At 57.9% G+C, this 22347-nt stretch carries 9 protein-coding genes and 3 rRNA genes; 8 read left to right on the forward strand and 4 right to left on the reverse strand.

The features are described from left to right. Window positions 1-503: 503 nt before the first annotated feature. The 4 genes from ACOYXG_RS03070 to ACOYXG_RS03085 all read right to left on the reverse strand — a co-directional run bounded on the left by ACOYXG_RS03070 (window position 504) and on the right by ACOYXG_RS03085 (window position 4262). Window positions 504-1085 carry an IMPACT family protein gene (locus ACOYXG_RS03070; RefSeq protein ID WP_460355851.1) on the reverse strand — a complete coding sequence of 194 codons (582 nt, stop codon included), beginning with the start codon at window positions 1083-1085 and terminating at the stop codon, window positions 504-506. 7 nt (window positions 1086-1092) lie between these two features. Further along, window positions 1093-1743 (reverse strand): TetR/AcrR family transcriptional regulator, encoded by a 651-nt coding sequence (locus ACOYXG_RS03075; RefSeq protein ID WP_027613646.1) that lies wholly within the window; start codon window positions 1741-1743, stop codon window positions 1093-1095. A gap of 87 nt (window positions 1744-1830) precedes the next feature. After that, window positions 1831-3219, reverse strand: a complete 1389-nt coding sequence (locus tag ACOYXG_RS03080) for a uracil-xanthine permease family protein (protein ID WP_460355854.1) — start codon at window positions 3217-3219, stop codon at window positions 1831-1833. 122 nt (window positions 3220-3341) lie between these two features. Beyond that, window positions 3342-4262 carry a LysR family transcriptional regulator gene (locus ACOYXG_RS03085; RefSeq protein ID WP_007968115.1) on the reverse strand — a complete coding sequence of 307 codons (921 nt, stop codon included), beginning with the start codon at window positions 4260-4262 and terminating at the stop codon, window positions 3342-3344. A 138-nt stretch (window positions 4263-4400) separates the two neighbouring features. On the opposite strand from ACOYXG_RS03085, the gene aptA reads away from it, so the two are divergent. The 8 genes from aptA (at window position 4401) to recD (ending at window position 22314) form a co-directional block, all read left to right on the forward strand. Further along, the gene (aptA, locus tag ACOYXG_RS03090) at window positions 4401-5750 is read left to right on the forward strand and encodes an omega-aminotransferase AptA (protein WP_460355857.1); all 1350 of its coding nucleotides are present in this window, start codon (window positions 4401-4403) and stop codon (window positions 5748-5750) included. Between the two features lie 76 nt (window positions 5751-5826). Next, entirely contained in the window at window positions 5827-7320 is a 1494-nt protein-coding gene (locus ACOYXG_RS03095) for a CoA-acylating methylmalonate-semialdehyde dehydrogenase (protein ID WP_041067919.1), read from the forward strand. Between the two features lie 630 nt (window positions 7321-7950). Then, window positions 7951-9487 (forward strand): 16S ribosomal RNA (locus ACOYXG_RS03100). Between the two features lie 277 nt (window positions 9488-9764). Continuing rightward, window positions 9765-12656 (forward strand): 23S ribosomal RNA (locus tag ACOYXG_RS03105). A 153-nt stretch (window positions 12657-12809) separates the two neighbouring features. Then, window positions 12810-12925, forward strand: a 5S ribosomal RNA gene (rrf, locus tag ACOYXG_RS03110). Together the 16S, 23S and 5S rRNA genes form the textbook arrangement of a ribosomal RNA operon. A gap of 154 nt (window positions 12926-13079) precedes the next feature. Then, window positions 13080-16532: an exodeoxyribonuclease V subunit gamma gene (gene recC / locus ACOYXG_RS03115; protein WP_103367730.1), complete on the forward strand. Its 3453-nt coding sequence runs from the start codon at window positions 13080-13082 to the stop codon at window positions 16530-16532. Next, the gene (gene recB, locus ACOYXG_RS03120) at window positions 16529-20218 is read left to right on the forward strand and encodes an exodeoxyribonuclease V subunit beta (RefSeq protein ID WP_103367731.1); all 3690 of its coding nucleotides are present in this window, start codon (window positions 16529-16531) and stop codon (window positions 20216-20218) included. Before recC ends, recB begins: the two co-directional genes overlap by 4 nt. Continuing rightward, complete coding sequence (recD, locus tag ACOYXG_RS03125) at window positions 20215-22314, forward strand: exodeoxyribonuclease V subunit alpha (protein WP_460355860.1); 2100 nt, start codon at window positions 20215-20217, stop codon at window positions 22312-22314. Before recB ends, recD begins: the two co-directional genes overlap by 4 nt. Window positions 22315-22347 lie beyond the last annotated feature (33 nt).

Consider the following 22347-nt stretch of genomic DNA (forward strand, 5'->3'; position numbering starts at 1 on the left):
CTTCGCGCTGAAAAACGCAGGGGGAGCGGGCACCAATTCAGCGCAAAGCCGTTGATCCGGCTCCACTTTTGCACCGTGACGAACTGGTTAAAAAACGAGCAGCCGGGTCGAAGCTATACAGAACCTGCGACTGCGCCAGCCATGAACGGCTTATCCACAGGTTGTTCCACAGTATTTGTGCGCAATTGGAAATCCTCGGCATAAGCGCTGCGGTGCTATCTCCCAATGGTGATAAACAGCGCTAACTATCTGTTTTTACGTGGGATTTCTCTTTTTTCATGCGCAATGGACGGAAAGTGAGCAAATCGCGCAAAGCCACGTGACAGAAGGGTTACAGCCATATGTGCTCAGGTTATCCACAGCCGGGTGCACAGCAGATGTGGGCAAGTTGCTGGAATAAAGAAATCCGTCCACGCCCTAAAAGATCGCAGCCTTCGGCAGCTCCTACAGGGAGAGCACATTTTCAATGTAGGAGCTGCGGCACGCTGCGATCTTTTGCTCTTCTAACGCTGCAGCACAATCCGCCCCCGACTCAAATCCGCCAGCTGCGTTTGCAGCAACTCGATCTGCGCCTCACCCACCGCCAACTGCAACTCAACGCCATTGGCGGTGAAGTTTTCTTCCACCACCAGACCACCCAGATCCGCCACCCGCAGCTTCACCAGCGCCAACTCGGCAAAGCCGCAGGCGCAACTGAGCGGTACCCGGCTGATCAACTCGACTTTTGCCGCCGCTTGCAGGCACTTGTTCGCGCCGCCGCCATAGGCTCGGGCCAAACCGCCGGTGCCCAGTTGAATGCCGCCATACCAGCGGATCACCAGCACCGCGACCTGATCGCAATCCTGCGCTTCGATGGCCGCCAGAATCGGCCGTCCGGCGGTGCCGCCGGGTTCGCCGTCGTCGTTGCTGCGGTATTGCGCACCGAGTTTCCACGCCCAGCAGTTGTGCGAGGCATTCAAGTCGCTGTGTTGTTCGAAGAACGCCTGCGCGTCGGCGGGGCTGGCGATCGGCGCGGCGACGGTGATGAAGCGGCTTTTGCGAATCTCTTCGCGGTACTCGCAAAAACCGCTGAGGGTGAAAGGCATAAACGTCTTAAATAGTCGGGGTGAGGCCGCAGCCTTTGAGAATGATGCGGATCAGGTTGTTGCCGGCGTCTTCCATGTCCTGCTTGGTCAGCTTGCTGCGACCGCTGACGCGGCAGATCTGCGTGGCGAAGTCGGCGTAATGCTGGGTGCTGCCCCACAGCAGGAAAATCAGGTGCACCGGATCCACCGGGTCCATCTTGCCGGCATCGATCCAGGCCTGGAACACGGCTGCGCGGCCCTGGAACCAGGCGCGGTAATCCTGGTTGAAATACTCGGTCAGGCATTCGCCACCGCTGATCACTTCCATCGCAAAGATCCGCGAGGCTTGCGGTTGGCGGCGGGAGAATTCCATCTTGGCGCGAATGTAGCGGGTCAGCGCTTCGGCCGGATCATCCTCGGCGGTCAGGGTGTTGAAGGTGCTGTCCCACAGCTCGATGATGTTGCTCAGCACCGCCACGTACAACCCAAGCTTGTTGGTGAAGTAGTAATGCAGGTTCGCCTTGGGCAACCCGGCATTCTGCGCGATGGTGTTCATGCTGGTGCCTTTGTAACCGTGACGGGCGAACTCGTCTTCGGCGGCTTTGAGGATGGTCTCTTCGTTCTTCTGACGAATGCGGCTGGCGGGTTTGCCGCCGTGAGCAGGGACTTCAAAGGTCATAGGCACTTCCGGTTTGTCTGTGGGTGCAACCAGTTGCGTTGATAGCGCACCCACAGGCATCCGACAAGTGCTGATGCAATAAAACCGTTACGCCTGTTCGATCTTGTTCAGCGCTGCGGCGGATTCGACGCGGGTAGTTTTCGCCTCCGGCAGCAACAGGCACAGGATGATCGCGGTCAGGCCACCGCTGGTGATCGCCGAATCGAACAGGTTTTGCACCAGTTTCGGCAACAGATGCAGAAGGTTCGGTTGCGCGGCAATGCCCAGGCCGACGCCGAGCGAGGTGGCGATGATCAGCATGCTGCGTCGGTCCAGCGGCGACTGCGCGAGGATCCGAACACCGGCTGCCGCCACGCTGCCGAACATCACCAGGGTGGCGCCGCCGAGCACCGGTTTGGGGATCTGCTGCAGCACCGCGCCGATCATGGGGAACAGGCCAAGACAAAACAGAATCGCGCCGATGTACAGCCCGACATAGCGGCTGGCCACGCCGGTCAACTGGATCACGCCGTTGTTCTGCGCAAACGTGGTGTTGGGGAAGGCGCTGAAAGTGGCCGCGATCATGCAGCTCACGCCGTCACCGAGCACGCCGCCGCGCAGTCGGCTTATATAAGAGGGGCCGCTGATCGGCTGGCGGGCGAGCATGCAGTTGGCGGTGAGGTCGCCGACGGTTTCGATGGTGCTGATCAGATAAATCAGCGCGACCGGCAGGAAAGCCGTCCAGTCGAAGCTGAAACCAAACTTGAACGGTGCAGGAAGACTCACCAGCGGCAGGTCAGGCAATGCCTGCGGAACCAGTTTCCCGCTGAACCACGCGGCCAGACTGCCAAGCAGCAGTCCGATAATGATGGCCGACAGCCGCACCCACGGCGTGTTCGAGCGGTTGAACAGGATGATCGTCAGCAACACGAACACCCCCAGCGCCAGATTGCCCGGCGCGCCGAAGTCCGACGCATTGAATCCACCGCCCAGATCGGTGATGCCGACCTTGATCAGACTGACGCCGATCAGGGTGATGACGATCCCGGTCACTAGCGGCGTAACAACCCGGCGTAATTGACCGATGAAACGGCTGAGGACGATCTGCACCACCGCGCCGAAAAAGCACACGCCGAAGATCATCGCCAGAATGTCCTCCGGGCTGCCGCCACGCTGCTTGACCAGAAACCCGGCCGACAGCACCGCGCCGAGAAAGGCGAAACTGGTGCCCTGCAAACAGATCATCCCGGCGCCGATGCCGAACGGCCGCCGCGCCTGAATAAAGGTGCCGACCCCGGAAACCATCAGCGCCATGCTGATCAGGTACGGCAAGTGTGCGGTCAGGCCGAGGGCCGAGCCGATCACCAGCGGCGGGGTGATGATGCCAACGAAACTGGCGAGCACGTGTTGCAGGGCGGCGAGGATCGCGGCGGGTGGTTTTGGGCGGTCGTCGAGGCCGTAGATCAGGTCGCTGGACGGTTCAGAATCTGGCTGCATGGCTTAAGGCTTCTTGTTGAAGGATCGGGGTTGATCCTGCTTTGCAAAAAGCTGTCCACTTGCTCAGGTTATTCAGTGATTTTGTGGTTGAAAACCTGATCTGTCGGGCCTTGCAGGATTTTTCAACGCGTCGCCGCCAGACTCTCCAGAAAACTTTCCAGCACCAAATGAGGGCGCCGCCCCTTGCGCGTGACCGATGCCAGACTCAAATCATAAAAACGTGTCGTCGATTTCAGCGCACGCAAGCGACCTTGCTGCACCCACAGGCTGGCGTAATGATCCGGCAGGTAACCGATATAACGCCCGGTCAAAATCAGAAACGCCATGCCCTCACGGTCGGACGCACTGGCGGTGCAATTGAGCGCCTGGTAATGCGCCTGAATCTCCGCCGGCAAACGAAACGTCGGGGCAATCGCGTCCTGACTATTAAGACGTTCGTCATCCAGTTGCTTGTCATCGACATAGAACAGCGGGTGGCCGACCGCGCAATAAAGCAGCGAGCGTTCGCTGTACAACGGCTGATATTCCAGCCCCGACAGTGCGCTGGCCTGCGGCACCACGCCGACATGCAGGCGACCGTCGAGCACGCCTTGTTCGACTTCATTGGGTGCGATCATGCGGATCTGGATCTGCACGTCCGGCCCGCGTTCCTTCAACTGTGCGAGGGCGTGGGTGATGCGCATGTGGGGCAGGGTGACGAGGTTGTCGGTCAGGCCGATGATCAACTCGCCACGCAGGTGTTGGTGCAGGCCGTTGACCTCGGTGCGGAAACTTTCCAGCGCACTTAACAGTTGCAGCGCTGACTGATAAACCTCGCGGCCCTCTTCGGTCAGCGAGAACCCGGCGCGGCCGCGTTGGCACAAACGCAGGCCAAGGCGCTGTTCGAGATCGCTCATTTGCTGGCTGATCGCCGAGCGACCGATGCCAAGCACGGTTTCCGCCGCCGAGAAGCCGCCGCACTCCACCACGCTGCGGAAAATCCGCAGCAGGCGAATATCAAAATCACTGACCTGGGCCAGCGGATCGGGGCGGCGACTGCTCATGCTGTTGTTCTCATTGTTTAGCAGGCTTCTAACTGAAGGTTAGAAAAGTTGGATTTCACCGACTTTATCCGCGTGGCAATTTAGCTGCAACAACGCTTTTTATCTCCCTGATGCTTATGCCCTGCGAGGTTTTGCCCGATGAACATGCCTGAAAACGCGCCGTCGCCACTGGCCAGCCAACTGAAGCTGAACGCGCACTGGATGCCGTACACCGCCAACCGCAACTTCCAGCGCGATCCGCGTCTGATCGTGGGTGCCGAAGGCAGCTGGCTGTTCGATGACAAGGGCCGCAAGATCTACGATTCGCTGTCCGGTCTGTGGACCTGCGGCGCCGGGCACACCCGCAAGGAAATTCAGGAAGCGGTATCCAAACAACTGGGCACCCTCGATTACTCGCCAGGCTTCCAGTACGGCCATCCGCTGTCGTTCCAGTTGGCGGAAAAGATCACTGACCTGACCCCGGGCAACCTGAACCACGTGTTCTTCACCGACTCCGGTTCCGAGTGCGCCGACACTGCGGTGAAGATGGTTCGTGCCTACTGGCGTCTGAAAGGTCAGTCGACCAAGACCAAAATGATCGGCCGTGCCCGTGGTTATCACGGCGTGAACATCGCCGGCACCAGCCTCGGCGGCGTCAACGGCAACCGCAAACTGTTCGGTCAGGCGATGATGGATGTCGATCACCTGCCGCACACTTTGCTGGCCAGCAACGCATTCTCCCGTGGCATGCCGGAGCAGGGCGGTATCGCCCTGGCCGATGAGCTGCTGAAGTTGATCGAACTGCACGACGCGTCGAACATAGCGGCGGTCTTCGTTGAGCCAATGGCCGGTTCCGCTGGTGTGCTGGTTCCGCCTCAGGGTTACCTGAAGCGTCTGCGCGAGATCTGCGATCAGCACAACATCCTGCTGGTATTCGACGAAGTGATTACTGGTTTCGGCCGCACCGGCTCGATGTTCGGCGCCGAGAGCTTTGGCGTGACCCCGGACCTGATGTGCATCGCCAAGCAAGTCACCAACGGCGCGATTCCGATGGGCGCAGTGATTGCCAGCTCCGAGATCTACCAGACCTTCATGAATCAGCCGACTCCGGAATACGCGGTGGAATTCCCCCACGGCTACACCTACTCGGCCCACCCGGTGGCGTGCGCCGCTGGCCTGGCGGCACTCGACCTGCTGCAAAAGGAAAACCTGGTGCAGAGCGTGGCCGACGTCGCCCCGCATTTCGAAAACGCCCTGCACGGCCTGAAAGGTTCGAAGAACGTCATCGATATCCGTAACTACGGCCTGGCCGGTGCGATCCAGATTGCGGCCCGTGACGGCGACGCCATCGTGCGTCCATTCGAAGCCGGCATGGCCCTATGGAAAGCCGGGTTCTACGTACGCTTCGGCGGCGACACTCTGCAGTTCGGCCCAACTTTCAACAGCAAGCCGCAAGACCTCGATCGTCTGTTCGACGCGGTTGGCGAAGTGCTGAACAAGCTCGACTGATTTTTCCCTCTATATATACCTGCGAATAACAGGCGCCCCATGTGGGCGTCTGTACACAAGAATTCAGGAGTTTTCGATGAGCGTTATCCCGCATTTGATCAATGGCGAACTGGTGACCGAGAACGGTCGCGCGGTTGATGTGTTCAACCCGTCCACCGGTCAGGCGATCCACAAGCTGCCGCTGGCCACCCGCGAAACCATTCAACACGCGATCGACGCCGCCAAGGCCGCGTTCCCGGCATGGCGCAACACCCCTCCGGCCAAACGTGCCCAGGTGATGTTCCGCTTCAAGCAATTGCTGGAGCAGAACGAAGCACGCATCTCGCAATTGATCAGCGAAGAACACGGCAAGACCCTCGAAGACGCCGCCGGTGAACTGAAGCGCGGTATCGAGAACGTCGAGTTCGCCTGCGCCGCCCCGGAAATCCTCAAGGGCGAATACAGCCGCAACGTCGGCCCTAACATTGACGCCTGGTCGGACTTCCAGCCACTGGGCGTGGTTGCCGGCATCACGCCATTCAACTTCCCGGCGATGGTCCCGCTGTGGATGTACCCACTGGCGATCGTCTGCGGCAACTGCTTTATCCTCAAACCGTCCGAGCGTGACCCAAGCTCGACGCTGCTGATCGCCCAACTGCTGCTGGAAGCCGGTTTGCCGAAAGGCGTGCTGAGCGTGGTGCATGGCGACAAGACTGCAGTGGACGCGCTGATTGAAGCGCCGGAAGTCAAAGCGCTGAGCTTTGTTGGTTCGACGCCGATTGCCGAATACATCTACGCCGAAGGTACCAAGCGCGGCAAACGCGTTCAGGCACTGGGCGGCGCGAAGAACCATGCGGTGCTGATGCCGGATGCGGATCTGGACAACGCAGTCAGCGCGCTGATGGGCGCGGCCTATGGTTCTTGCGGTGAGCGCTGCATGGCGATTTCGGTCGCAGTGTGTGTCGGCGATCAGGTAGCGGATGCGCTGGTGGCGAAACTGGTTCCACAGATCAAGGCGCTGAAAATCGGTGCCGGCACTTCGTGCGGTCTCGACATGGGCCCACTGGTAACCGGTCAGGCGCGGGACAAGGTCAGTGGTTATGTCGATGACGGTGTGGCAGCGGGAGCGACCCTGGTGGTCGACGGTCGCGGCTTGAGCATTCCAGGTAACGAAGAGGGCTTCTTCCTCGGCGGCTGCCTGTTCGATAACGTTACCCCTGAAATGCGCATCTATAAGGAAGAGATCTTCGGACCGGTGTTGTGCGTGGTTCGCGTCAATAGCCTGGAAGAGGCGATGAAGCTGATCAACGATCACGAATACGGTAACGGCACCTGCATCTTCACTCGTGATGGTGAAGCGGCGCGCCTGTTCTGCGACGAGATCGAAGTCGGCATGGTCGGCGTCAACGTACCGCTGCCGGTTCCGGTGGCTTACCACAGCTTCGGCGGCTGGAAGCGCTCGCTGTTCGGCGACCTGCATGCCTATGGCCCGGATGGTGTGCGCTTCTATACCCGTCGCAAGGCCATCACTCAGCGTTGGCCTCAGCGTGCGAGCCATGAGGCTTCGCAGTTTGCTTTCCCTAGCTTGTAAGTAGCAGGGCAGGACGAAGGCCGACCTCTAGAGGTCGGCCTTCGTGTTTTCGTGTTTTTTCGACCGATATGACAGAAATGTGAAAAAAGCGGTTGACGGCAGATTCTGGAGGTCTATAATTCGCCCCACTTCCGGCGCAGTCGAAACGTAAAACTCCTTGAGATTCAATGAGTTACGCAGTTTTCGGCAGCGGCTTGCTTCAGTTCATCGAAGCCTGGAAGGAGTTGAAAGGGCGGTGATGTTTGGCTCTTTTGACGGTTCGATCTTCTCGGTCGAAAGCGGAGAAAAAGAGGTGTTGACAGCAGCGTGTAACGCTGTAGAATTCGCCTCCCGCTAACGAGAGATCGGAAGCGCAAGTGGTTGAAGTTGTTGAAGAAATCTTCGAAAACTTCTGAAAATAATCACTTGACAGCAAATGAGGCTGCTGTAGAATGCGCGCCTCGGTTGAGACGAAAGATCTTAACCAACCGCTCTTTAACAACTGAATCAAGCAATTCGTGTGGGTGCTTGTGGAGTCAGACTGATAGTCAACAAGATTATCAGCATCACAAGTTACTCCGCGAGAAATCAAAGATGTAACCAACGATTGCTGAGCCAAGTTTAGGGTTTCTTAAAAACCCAAAGATGTTTGAACTGAAGAGTTTGATCATGGCTCAGATTGAACGCTGGCGGCAGGCCTAACACATGCAAGTCGAGCGGATGAAAGGAGCTTGCTCCTGGATTCAGCGGCGGACGGGTGAGTAATGCCTAGGAATCTGCCTGGTAGTGGGGGACAACGTTTCGAAAGGAACGCTAATACCGCATACGTCCTACGGGAGAAAGCAGGGGACCTTCGGGCCTTGCGCTATCAGATGAGCCTAGGTCGGATTAGCTAGTTGGTGAGGTAATGGCTCACCAAGGCGACGATCCGTAACTGGTCTGAGAGGATGATCAGTCACACTGGAACTGAGACACGGTCCAGACTCCTACGGGAGGCAGCAGTGGGGAATATTGGACAATGGGCGAAAGCCTGATCCAGCCATGCCGCGTGTGTGAAGAAGGTCTTCGGATTGTAAAGCACTTTAAGTTGGGAGGAAGGGTTGTAGATTAATACTCTGCAATTTTGACGTTACCGACAGAATAAGCACCGGCTAACTCTGTGCCAGCAGCCGCGGTAATACAGAGGGTGCAAGCGTTAATCGGAATTACTGGGCGTAAAGCGCGCGTAGGTGGTTTGTTAAGTTGGATGTGAAATCCCCGGGCTCAACCTGGGAACTGCATCCAAAACTGGCAAGCTAGAGTATGGTAGAGGGTGGTGGAATTTCCTGTGTAGCGGTGAAATGCGTAGATATAGGAAGGAACACCAGTGGCGAAGGCGACCACCTGGACTGATACTGACACTGAGGTGCGAAAGCGTGGGGAGCAAACAGGATTAGATACCCTGGTAGTCCACGCCGTAAACGATGTCAACTAGCCGTTGGGAGCCTTGAGCTCTTAGTGGCGCAGCTAACGCATTAAGTTGACCGCCTGGGGAGTACGGCCGCAAGGTTAAAACTCAAATGAATTGACGGGGGCCCGCACAAGCGGTGGAGCATGTGGTTTAATTCGAAGCAACGCGAAGAACCTTACCAGGCCTTGACATCCAATGAACTTTCCAGAGATGGATTGGTGCCTTCGGGAACATTGAGACAGGTGCTGCATGGCTGTCGTCAGCTCGTGTCGTGAGATGTTGGGTTAAGTCCCGTAACGAGCGCAACCCTTGTCCTTAGTTACCAGCACGTAATGGTGGGCACTCTAAGGAGACTGCCGGTGACAAACCGGAGGAAGGTGGGGATGACGTCAAGTCATCATGGCCCTTACGGCCTGGGCTACACACGTGCTACAATGGTCGGTACAGAGGGTTGCCAAACCGCGAGGTGGAGCTAATCCCACAAAACCGATCGTAGTCCGGATCGCAGTCTGCAACTCGACTGCGTGAAGTCGGAATCGCTAGTAATCGCGAATCAGAATGTCGCGGTGAATACGTTCCCGGGCCTTGTACACACCGCCCGTCACACCATGGGAGTGGGTTGCACCAGAAGTAGCTAGTCTAACCTTCGGGAGGACGGTTACCACGGTGTGATTCATGACTGGGGTGAAGTCGTAACAAGGTAGCCGTAGGGGAACCTGCGGCTGGATCACCTCCTTAATCGACGACATCAGCTGCTCCATAAGTTCCCACACGAATTGCTTGATTCATGCGTTTGTAAAAGTGCAGAGCTAAATATTCGAATCGAATAATTAGCTCTGATCTTTTTCAGAATCGTTCTTTAAAAATTTGGGTATGTGATAGAAAGATAGACTGAACGTTACTTTCACTGGTAACGGATCAGGCTAAGGTAAAATTTGTGAGTGACTCTTAAGAGTTTTGCGAATTTTCGGCGAATGTCGTCTTCACAGTATAACCAGATTGCTTGGGGTTATATGGTCAAGTGAAGAAGCGCATACGGTGGATGCCTTGGCAGTCAGAGGCGATGAAAGACGTGGTAGCCTGCGAAAAGCTTCGGGGAGTCGGCAAACAGACTTTGATCCGGAGATGTCTGAATGGGGGAACCCAGCCATCATAAGATGGTTATCTTGTACTGAATACATAGGTGCAAGAGGCGAACCAGGGGAACTGAAACATCTAAGTACCCTGAGGAAAAGAAATCAACCGAGATTCCCTTAGTAGTGGCGAGCGAACGGGGACTAGCCCTTAAGTGGCTTTGAGATTAGCGGAACGCTCTGGAAAGTGCGGCCATAGTGGGTGATAGCCCTGTACGCGAAAGTCTCTTAGTCATGAAATCGAGTAGGACGGAGCACGAGAAACTTTGTCTGAATATGGGGGGACCATCCTCCAAGGCTAAATACTACTGACTGACCGATAGTGAACTAGTACCGTGAGGGAAAGGCGAAAAGAACCCCGGAGAGGGGAGTGAAATAGATCCTGAAACCGTATGCGTACAAGCAGTGGGAGCCCATTTTGTTGGGTGACTGCGTACCTTTTGTATAATGGGTCAGCGACTTATTTTCAGTGGCGAGCTTAACCGAATAGGGGAGGCGTAGCGAAAGCGAGTCTTAATAGGGCGTCTAGTCGCTGGGAATAGACCCGAAACCGGGCGATCTATCCATGGGCAGGTTGAAGGTTAGGTAACACTGACTGGAGGACCGAACCGACTACCGTTGAAAAGTTAGCGGATGACCTGTGGATCGGAGTGAAAGGCTAATCAAGCTCGGAGATAGCTGGTTCTCCTCGAAAGCTATTTAGGTAGCGCCTCATGTATCACTGTAGGGGGTAGAGCACTGTTTCGGCTAGGGGGTCATCCCGACTTACCAAACCGATGCAAACTCCGAATACCTACAAGTGCCGAGCATGGGAGACACACGGCGGGTGCTAACGTCCGTCGTGAAAAGGGAAACAACCCAGACCGTCAGCTAAGGTCCCAAAGTTATGGTTAAGTGGGAAACGATGTGGGAAGGCTTAGACAGCTAGGAGGTTGGCTTAGAAGCAGCCACCCTTTAAAGAAAGCGTAATAGCTCACTAGTCGAGTCGGCCTGCGCGGAAGATGTAACGGGGCTCAAACCATACACCGAAGCTACGGGTATCACGCAAGTGATGCGGTAGAGGAGCGTTCTGTAAGCCTGTGAAGGTGAGTTGAGAAGCTTGCTGGAGGTATCAGAAGTGCGAATGCTGACATGAGTAACGACAATGGGTGTGAAAAACACCCACGCCGAAAGACCAAGGTTTCCTGCGCAACGTTAATCGACGCAGGGTTAGTCGGTCCCTAAGGCGAGGCTGAAAAGCGTAGTCGATGGAAAACAGGTTAATATTCCTGTACTTCTGGTTATTGCGATGGAGGGACGGAGAAGGCTAGGCCAGCTTGGCGTTGGTTGTCCAAGTTTAAGGTGGTAGGCTGAGATCTTAGGTAAATCCGGGATCTCAAGGCCGAGAGCTGATGACGAGTTACCTTTTAGGTGACGAAGTGGTTGATGCCATGCTTCCAAGAAAAGCTTCTAAGCTTCAGATAATCAGGAACCGTACCCCAAACCGACACAGGTGGTTGGGTAGAGAATACCAAGGCGCTTGAGAGAACTCGGGTGAAGGAACTAGGCAAAATGGCACCGTAACTTCGGGAGAAGGTGCGCCGGTGAGGGTGAAGGACTTGCTCCGTAAGCTCATGCCGGTCGAAGATACCAGGCCGCTGCGACTGTTTATTAAAAACACAGCACTCTGCAAACACGAAAGTGGACGTATAGGGTGTGACGCCTGCCCGGTGCCGGAAGGTTAATTGATGGGGTTAGCTAACGCGAAGCTCTTGATCGAAGCCCCGGTAAACGGCGGCCGTAACTATAACGGTCCTAAGGTAGCGAAATTCCTTGTCGGGTAAGTTCCGACCTGCACGAATGGCGTAACGATGGCGGCGCTGTCTCCACCCGAGACTCAGTGAAATTGAAATCGCTGTGAAGATGCAGTGTATCCGCGGCTAGACGGAAAGACCCCGTGAACCTTTACTATAGCTTTGCACTGGACTTTGAATTTGCTTGTGTAGGATAGGTGGGAGGCTTTGAAGCGTGGACGCCAGTTCGCGTGGAGCCATCCTTGAAATACCACCCTGGCAACTTTGAGGTTCTAACTCAGGTCCGTTATCCGGATCGAGGACAGTGTATGGTGGGTAGTTTGACTGGGGCGGTCTCCTCCTAAAGAGTAACGGAGGAGTACGAAGGTGCGCTCAGACCGGTCGGAAATCGGTCGTAGAGTATAAAGGCAAAAGCGCGCTTGACTGCGAGACAGACACGTCGAGCAGGTACGAAAGTAGGTCTTAGTGATCCGGTGGTTCTGTATGGAAGGGCCATCGCTCAACGGATAAAAGGTACTCCGGGGATAACAGGCTGATACCGCCCAAGAGTTCATATCGACGGCGGTGTTTGGCACCTCGATGTCGGCTCATCACATCCTGGGGCTGAAGCCGGTCCCAAGGGTATGGCTGTTCGCCATTTAAAGTGGTACGCGAGCTGGGTTTAGAACGTCGTGAGACAGTTCGGTCCCTATCTGCCGTGGACGTTTGAGATTTGAGAGGGGCTGCTCCTAGTACGAGAGGACCGGAGTGGACGAACCTCTGGTGTTCCGGTTGTCACGCCAGTGGCATTGCCGGGTAGCTATGTTCGGGAAAGATAACCGCTGAAAGCATCTAAGCGGGAAACTTGCCTCAAGATGAGATCTCACTGGAACCTTGAGTTCCCTGAAGGGCCGTCGAAGACTACGACGTTGATAGGTTGGGTGTGTAAGCGCTGTGAGGCGTTGAGCTAACCAATACTAATTGCCCGTGAGGCTTGACCATATAACACCCAAGCAATCTGCATGCTCGAAAGAGACCAGATTGCGGTGTGTGAAGACGCAATGAACCGAAAGTTCGCGCTGCTCACAAACACCTGTATCACATACCCGATTTGCTGAAGCGAGGCCAGCCGGTCACGAGTCAGTACCCGAATTTCTTGACGACCATAGAGCGTTGGAACCACCTGATCCCATCCCGAACTCAGAAGTGAAACGATGCATCGCCGATGGTAGTGTGGGGTTTCCCCATGTGAGAGTAGGTCATCGTCAAGATTAAATTCCGAAACCCCAATTGCGAAAGCAGTTGGGGTTTTGTTTTGCCCGCAGGAAAGTTCCTACAGCCTGCGGTAGGCCCTTCCGGCTGTCACAGCCTGCCGACAGTGCTAAGGTTCTGCCTTGGCTTTTGTACTTTTCCAAGGAAGCTTTTATGCCGGACGCCTCGTCCCTCAACGCTGCATTCATGGTGGTTCAGAGCAATAGCCTGGACGAGCTGCGCAGCCTGGTGGTCAGCATCATGCGGCGCTACCCATTGGCTCCCTTGGAGAATGAAATCGCTCTGGTCCAAAGCAACGGTATCGCCCAATGGCTCAAGCTGGCATTGGCAGAAGATCCTGAAGAGGACGATCTCGGTGGTTGCGGAATAGCCGCTGCCATCGATGTGCAGCTTCCAGGCAGTTTCATGTGGCAGCTCTACCGTATGGTGTTGGGCCGAGACGAAATCCCCGCCACATCCTTGCTCGACAAAGCTCCCCTGACCTGGCGGCTGATGCGCCTGTTGCCGCAAGTGATTGATCGCCCCCATTTCGAACCGCTACAACGCTTCCTCACCCATGACACCGACTTGCGCAAGCGCTACCAGTTGTCCGAGCGCCTGGCAGACCTGTTTGACCAATATCAGGTGTATCGGGCCGACTGGCTCGAAGATTGGGCCGAGGGCCGGCATCAGTTACGTAATGTTCGAGGCGAGATAAAGCCACTGCCTCCAGTCAGTTGCTGGCAGGCTGAATTGTGGCGTGCTCTTTTGGAAGATGTCGGTGAGCAAGGCATGGCCCAGAGCCGCGCCGGTGTTCATCAACGATTTATCGAGTGCATAAATTCCCTCGAACATGCACCAGCAGGACTACCCTCGCGGGTGATCGTGTTCGGTATATCCTCGTTGCCCGCCCAGGTGCTTGAAGCGTTGGCCGGACTCGCACGTTTCAGTCAGGTGCTGTTGTGTGTACACAACCCTTGCCGACACCACTGGGCCGATATCGTCGCCGACAAGGATCTGCTGCGTCATCAATACAAGCGTCAGAGCCGCAAGAACGGCATGCCGGTCGTACTCGATCCTGAAACGTTGCACCAACATGCTCATCCGCTGCTCGCCGCCTGGGGCAAGCAAGGCCGCGACTATATCAACCTGCTCGACAGTTACGATGACCCCAACAGCTATCGCGCGGCGTTTCGTGATGGGCGCATTGATCTGTTCAGCGAAAATCAGCCACATAACATGCTCAACCAACTTCAGGACGACATCCTCGAGTTGCGGCCACTGAATGAAACGCGTGAGCGCTGGCCTGCCGTTGACTTGACGCAGGATGGGTCGATCCGCTTTCACATAGCCCACAGTGCCCAGCGCGAAGTGGAAATCCTTCACGATCAGTTACTCGCACGCTTCAGCGCTAATCCAGATCTGCGCCCACGAGATGTAATTGTGATGGTGCCGGACATCGACAGCTATGCGCCGCATATCCGGGCGGTGTTCGGACAACTGGATCGACATGATCCACGCTTCATTCCATTTACCTTGGCCGACCAGGGCCAGCGGGGCCGCGATCCGTTGCTGATTGCTGTCGAGCACCTGCTGAAGCTGCCCGATAGTCGTTTCCCGGTGAGCGAGATCCTCGATCTGCTCGACGTCCCTGCGTTGCGCGCCCGATTTGGCGTACAAGAGCGTGATTTGCCTACTCTGCATCGCTGGATCGAAGGAGCAGGCGTGCGCTGGGGAATGAACGCCGGGCAACGTGCCGGCCTGGGCTTGCCGGATGAGCTTGAACAGAACAGCTGGCATTTCGGTTTGCGGCGGATGTTGTTGGGGTACGCAGTTGGCAGCTCCAGCGCCTGTGCCGGTATCGAACCCTACGATGAAATCGGTGGTCTGGATGCTGCGTTGATCGGTCCGTTGGTTGCCCTGCTCGATGCATTGGAACTGGCCCATCACGAACTCACTCAAGTCGCTCAGCCCAAGGTGTGGGGCCAGCGCCTGCAAATCCTGATGCAGCTGTTTTTCAAGGCCAGTAACGAGCACGACGATTATCTGCTCACGCAACTTGAGGAGTTGCGCGAAACCTGGCTGCAGACCTGTGAATCCGTTGGGTTGGTCGATGAATTGCCGCTGACGGTGGTTCGCGAAGCCTGGCTCGCGGGGCTGGATCAGGGGCGTCTGTCCCAGCGTTTTCTCGCCGGCGCAGTAAACTTTTGCACGCTGATGCCCATGCGGGCAATCCCGTTCAAGCTTGTCTGTTTGCTGGGGATGAACGATGGCGATTATCCCCGGGCGCAACCCCCGCTGGATTTCGACCTCATGGGCAGTGACTACCGGCCAGGGGACCGTTCCCGGCGTGAAGACGATCGCTATCTGTTGCTCGAGGCGCTCCTGTCTGCGCGCGATCAGCTGTACATCAGTTGGGTCGGACGCAGCATTCGCGACAACAGTGAACGGCCTGCTTCAGTGCTGATCGGGCAGTTGCGCGATCACCTCGCCAGTGGCTGGCGGTCGCTCGATGAGCATCAGGATATGTTGACCTCCATGACCGAGGAGCATCCCCTGCAACCGTTCAGTTCGCGCTATTTCCATGACGGCGATCAACTATTCAGTTATGCCCGTGAATGGCAGGTTTTGCACCAGGTGCATGCGCCACAACATGAGACGGAGCTACTCGCGCCCCATGTTCAGGAGGAGCCGCTGAGTCTGGCTCTGCTGCAGGATTTCTTGCGTAACCCGGTCCGGCACTTTTTCACGCAGCGCCTCAAAGTGTACTTCGAGGCCGCCGAGGCGCCCCTGGCTGACGAAGAACCGTTCGTGCTGGACGCATTGCAACGCTACACACTGAGCGACAGCCTGCTCAACGCCGCACTCCGGCAGCCCGACAATATCGATCGGGCACTCGAAGATCAGGCGCGGCGTTTGCAAAACAGCGGATTGCTGCCCATGGCCGGCTTCGGCGAATGCCTGCAACGAGAGTTGATCGAGCCGTTACCGGACTTGCTGCAACGTTACCAACACCTTCTGGCGTTATGGCCGACACCATTGACCAGCGCGCTCCCGGTCAGTCTTGAGTTGCAGGGCGTGCGTGTTGAAGGCTGGCTCGCCGGTTTGCATCAACGCGCTGACGGTGGCGTGTTGTCGGTCACGACCATTCCCAACAGCATCGGCTCGATCAAAAGTCGAAAATGGCATCGGTTGATCAAGCCGTGGGTCAATCACCTGGTGGCCTGCGCCAGCGGACTTATCCTGACCACGGCACTGGTGGCGAGTGACGATACGCTGCTGCTTGAGCCGCTGGAGAAGGATCGAGCGGTTCGTTTTCTGGGTGATCTGCTGCTCGCCTGGCAGGCCGGCATGCGCCAGCCGCTGCCGATCGCGGTCAAGACGGCCTTCGCCTGGCTTGCGCAGACTGATCCGCTCAAGGCTGAGGCGGCTGCCAGAAAAGCCTACGAAGGCGACGGCCAGACCAGTGAAGGTGAGCGCCGTGAAAGCCCTGCGCTGTCACGCCAATTCGCTGACTTTGACGCATTGAGTGCCGACGAAACATTCTCCGGTTGGTGCGACGCGTTGTATCGCCCCCTGTTTGAAGCGCCATGGCGCTCGTTGGCCAGCGAAGGGGCACGCGCATGAGTACCAAAACACCGCTGGCTCTGGCCTTCCCACTGCACGGCAGTCAACTCATCGAAGCCAGTGCGGGTACCGGCAAGACCTTTACCATTTCTGCTCTCTATCTGCGGCTGATCCTTGGCCACGGCGGCGAATCGAGCGGCTTCGGCCGTGAATTGCTGCCCCCGCAGATTCTTGTGGTGACCTTCACCGATGCCGCCACCAAGGAGCTGCGTGAAAGAATCCGTACGCGACTGGCCGAGGCTGCGCGGTTTTTCCGTGAAGAAACCCCGGCGCCGGATGGCTTGATTGCCGAGCTGCGCGAGCAGTTTGACCCGGCACAATGGCCCGGTTGCGCCAATCGCCTGGACATCGCCGCGCAATGGATGGATGAAGCGGCCGTCTCCACCATCCACAGTTGGTGCCAGCGCATGCTGCGCGAACACGCGTTCGACAGCGGCAGCCTGTTTACCCAGTCCCTGGAAACCGATCACAGCGATCTGCTCGGTGAAGTACTGCGCGATTACTGGCGACTGTTCTGTTACCCGATGCAGGGCGACGCGCTGAACTGGGTTCGCGCTAACTGGGGCGGGCCGGCAGCGTTGTTGCCACGAGTGCGCGGCCTGTTTGGCAGTGAGCGCGACAGTGATGACGGCAAGGCCCCTGCAGAATTGATCAATGAGTGTCTGCAAGAACGGCGTGCCGCGTTGCTCGAGCTGAAGATGCCGTGGCGTCAGTGGGCCGATGAGCTGCTGGTGATCTGTCACGAAGGCGTTGCGAGCAAAGCCGTCGACGGACGCAAGATGCAGGCGCGCTACTTCGAGCCCTGGTTCGAGAAACTCAAGGCGTGGGCCGAAGACGAGGCCATGGAGCAACTGGACATCGGCACCGGTTTCACCCGATTGACCCCTGACGGAATGGCCGAAGCCTGGAAGGGCCAGGCACCGAGTCATCCGGGTCTCGACGCGATGCCGGGGCTCAAGTCGAGCCTCGACGCGCTTCCCACCCCCGATGCCGCCGTATTGCAACATGCGGCGAGATGGGTGGGCGCGCGTTTTGAGGAAGAGAAGCGTCGTCGTGCGGAAATGGGGTTCGACGACATGCTGTTGCGCCTCGATGCGGCGTTGCAATCCGACAGCGGCGAGCGCCTTGCTGCGGTGATCCGCGAGCAGTTTCCGGTTGCTCTGATCGATGAGTTTCAGGACACCGACCCGGTGCAATACCGGATCTTCGAGAGCATCTACCGCATCGAGGACAACAGTCCGGATACCGGTCTGTTCCTGATCGGTGACCCCAAGCAGGCGATCTACGCGTTCCGTGGCGCCGATATCTACACCTACCTGCGTGCGCGTCAGGCCACTGCCGGCCGCCTGCATACGCTGGGCACCAACTTCCGCTCCAGCCATGGCATGGTCAACGCGGTCAATCACGTATTCGAACGCGCCGAGTCCCGCGAGCAGGGACGCGGCGCGTTTTTGTTTCGGGAAAAAACCGGGGAAAACCCGGTGCCGTTCCAGCCTGTTGAGTCTCAGGGGCGTAAAGAGCGGCTGCAGATTGCGGGGCACGATGTCGCGGCACTGAATGTCTGGCACCTGTCGACGGATCAGCCGCTGTCGGGCGCGGTCTATCGCCAGCAATTGGCGGCGGCCTGTGCCAGCGAAATCACCGCGTTGCTCAATGGCGGGCAAACCGGTGCGGCGGGATTTGTCCGCGACGGAGAAGACTTCAGAGGCTTGCGACCCTCTGACATTGCGATTCTGGTACGCGACGGCAAAGAGGCCCAAGCCGTACGCGCAGAACTCGCGGCCCGTGGCGTGCGCAGCGTTTACCTGTCGGACAAGGACTCGGTGTTCGCCGCCCAGGAAGCGCATGACCTGCTCTCCTGGCTCAAGGCCTGCGCGGAGCCGGATGTCGAGCGCTCTCTGAAGGCTGCGCTGGCTTGCATCACTCTCAATCTGCCGTTGGCTGAACTGGAACGATTGAATCAGGACGAGTTGGTCTGGGAAGCCCGGGTCATGCAGTTTCGTGGCTATCGCGAACTGTGGCGCAAGCAAGGTGTGTTGCCGATGTTACGGCGCCTGCTGCACGACTTTCACCTGCCGCAGACCCTGATCGCACGCAGTGATGGCGAGCGGGTACTGACCAACCTTTTGCACTTGTCGGAACTGATGCAGCAGGCTGCCGCTGAGCTTGATGGCGAGCAAGCGCTGATTCGTCATCTGGCCGAGCTTCTGGCGTTGTCCGGTCAGGCCGGCGAAGAGCAGATATTGCGTCTGGAGAGTGACGAGCAACTGGTCAAGGTCGTGACCATTCACAAGTCCAAAGGGCTTGAGTATCCACTGGTGTTCCTGCCTTTCATCTGCTCGGCAAAACCGGTGGATGGCAGTCGCTTGCCGCTGCATTACCACGATGCCTCCGGCAAAGCCCAGGTGACACTGAAGCCGACCGCCGAATTGATCGCCCTGGCGGATGACGAGCGTCTGGCCGAGGACCTGCGTCTGCTCTACGTCGCCCTGACTCGCGCGCAACATGCCTGCTGGCTGGGTGTCACGGACCTCAAACGCGGTAACAACAACGGTTCGGTGCTTCATCTTTCGGCGCTTGGCTATCTCCTGGGTGGCGGCGCAAGGCTGGATGAGTCAACCGGTCTGAGCCGCTGGCTGCAGGATTTGCAACAGAACTGCGCGGCCATCAGTTTGGGGGAGTTGCCTCAAGCCACTCAGGAGATCTACCGGCCCGAGCGTAACGAAGCGATCCTCAGCGCTACATTGGTGCCCAAGCGCAAGGCCAGCGAAAACTGGTGGATTGCCTCCTACAGTGCTTTGCGCATCAGTGACGTATTGAGCGTGGGCAGCGATGAGGCGCCGGACAGTCCACAAGCGCAAAAGCTGTTTGATGATGAGCGCCTCGACCCGGATGCGCCACGCGAGATCGTGGCCGGTGGCGCCGATATTCATCGTTTTCCTCGCGGCCCGAATCCGGGAACCTTTCTTCATGGTCTGCTCGAATGGGCCGGAGACGAAGGTTTTGCCGTTCCTTTTGAAACGCTCAAGGATGCGATTGGCCGGCGCTGCAACCTGCGTGGTTGGGAGGGTTGGATCACCACCCTGAGTGATTGGCTGCAACACTTGCTCAAGTCGTCGCTGCCAACAGGTAGCGGACAGCCTCCGGTGGTTCTCGAGCAACTCAGACAGTACCGCGTCGAGATGGAGTTCTGGTTTGCCAGCCACAAGGTCGATGTTCTCAAACTCGATGAGTGGGTGCGCCAGTACACTCACAACGGTGTGGCACGAGTGGCCGCCGAGCCAGTACAGCTCAACGGCATGTTCAAAGGCTTCATCGACCTGACCTTCGAACATGAAGGGCGCTACTACGTGGCCGACTACAAATCCAACTGGCTGGGTGTCGACGATGCGGCCTATACCGAGCAAGCCATGGAGCGCTCGATTCTCGACAACCGTTATGACCTGCAATACGTGTTGTATCTGCTGGCGTTGCATCGACAACTGAAGGCGCGGTTGCCTGACTACGATTACGATCGACATGTCGGTGGTGCGTTGTATGTGTTCCTGCGCGGGACCCGGGCAGACAGTCGCGGCGTGTATTTTGCGCGGCCGCCGCGCGAACTGATCGAGCGCCTGGATCGCCTTTTCCAGGGTAAGCCGGAACCCAAGGCCGAACCCGCATGGGAACAGGGAGTCCTGCTATGAGCCGTACCTTCGCCGATCTGTCATCGGCTATCGACAACCCGTCGAGCCTGGCGCCACTGACCAGTGCCTCGGATCTGCTGATCTTGCTTGATCGCTGGGTCGAGCGAGGCTGGCTTCGTTCGCTGGACAAGGCCTTTATCGGTTTTCTGTACGAACTCGCACCCCAGTCCGATCCACTGGTGTTGCTCGCTGCCGCACTGACCAGCCATCAACTGGGTCACGGACATGTCTGCCTCGACTTGTTCGAAACCCTCAAGGCCCCGGATTTCGCCCTGTCTTTACCTCCTGAAGGCGATGAGCAAAGTGATGTCTTGCTCCTGCCGTCGCAGTTGCTTGAAACGCTGGATGGCGCCCATTGGTGCAAGGTGCTGGCGAGCAGCGCTCTGGTTGCACTGGCTGCGGACAATAGCGAAGCGGCGCATCAGCGACCGTTGGTGCTGTCCGGCAAGCGTCTGTACCTGCGGCGCTACTGGGCCTATGAGCGGCGTATCGATGCGGCGTTACGCACACGTCTGGCCCAAGGCGAAACGCCGCCGGATGACTTGCCCCAGCGTCTCGATGAATTGTTCGGCCCCGCCGGGCCCGGAGCAGTGATCGACTGGCAGAAACTCGCCTGCGCGCTTGCCACTCGGGGAGCCTTCAGCATCATCACGGGCGGCCCGGGAACTGGCAAAACCACCACGGTGGTGCGTCTGCTCGCGCTGCTTCAGGCGCCGGCGGTGGAAGCCGGTCAGCCGTTGCGCATTCGTCTGGCGGCGCCCACGGGCAAGGCTGCTGCGCGGTTGACCGAGTCCATCAGCCAGCAAGTGCAGTCGCTGCAAGTCACCGAAGACGTGCGCGAGAAGATCCCCTGCGACGTGACCACTGTCCATCGTTTGTTGGGCAGTCGGCCCGGCACCCGACATTTCCGCCACCATGCCGGCAACCGCTTGCCGCTGGATGTGCTGGTGGTCGATGAAGCTTCCATGATCGACCTGGAAATGATGGCTAACCTGCTCGATGCGTTGCCGGCGCATGCGCGTCTGGTGTTGCTCGGTGACAAGGATCAACTCGCCTCCGTAGAGGCCGGGGCGGTGCTCGGCGATTTGTGCCGCGATGCCGAGGCGGGCTGGTACAACCCGCAGACCCGGCAGTGGCTGGAGTCGGTCAGTGGAGAGTCCTTGCAGGACAGTGGCTTGCACGAGGACCGCGACGGCTCGCATCCGCTGGCGCAGCAACTGGTGATGCTGCGCCATTCCCGACGCTTCGGTGAAGGCAGCGGCATCGGTCAGCTGGCGCGGCGGGTCAATCAGCAGTTGCCGGAGGAGGCGCGCCAGTTGCTGGCGGCCGGTCACTATGATGACGTGTTTTCCCTGCCGCTCAAGGGCGAACACGATCACACGTTCGAGCGGCTGCTGCTCGACGGTCATGGGGAAGGTCCAAAGGGTTATCGCCACTATCTGAATATCCTGCGCCAACAACGCCCGCCAGCGGAAAGACCGCTGGAGCATCCGGACTGGAGCAACTGGGCGCGGGAAGTGCTGCAGGCGTTCGACACCTTCCAGTTGTTGTGTGCCGTGCGCAAGGGGCCTTGGGGCGTTGAAGGGTTGAATTTGCGGATCACCGAAACGCTGGTCAAGGCACGCCTGATCGAGCATGACCAGCAATGGTACGAAGGCCGGCCGGTGCTGATGACGCGCAACGATTACGGTCTGGGTCTGATGAACGGCGATATTGGCATCGCCCTCAAGTTGCCCGAGCGCGAAGGCCCGGACGCCGGCAAACCGGTGCTGCGCGTGGCCTTTCCGCGTAACGACGGGCAGGGCGGTGTGCGTTTCGTGCTGCCGAGCCGGCTCAACGACGTGGAAACGGTGTACGCGATGACGGTGCACAAATCCCAGGGCTCCGAGTTCGCCCACACCGCGCTGATCCTGCCGGACGCCTTGAATCCGGTGTTGACCAAGGAATTGATCTATACCGGTATTACCCGGGCCAAACACTGGTTCACTTTGATCGAACCCCGGGCCGGCGTGTTTGAAGAGGCGGTGCAGCGCAAGGTCAAGCGCCTGAGCGGATTGATGCTGGAACTGGAGGAAGGTGGCGAGGTTCGGGAATGAAATAGCCTGATGTTCGGTGCCGATTACTGACCA

Source organism: Pseudomonas sp. G3-39, from assembly GCF_054790485.1.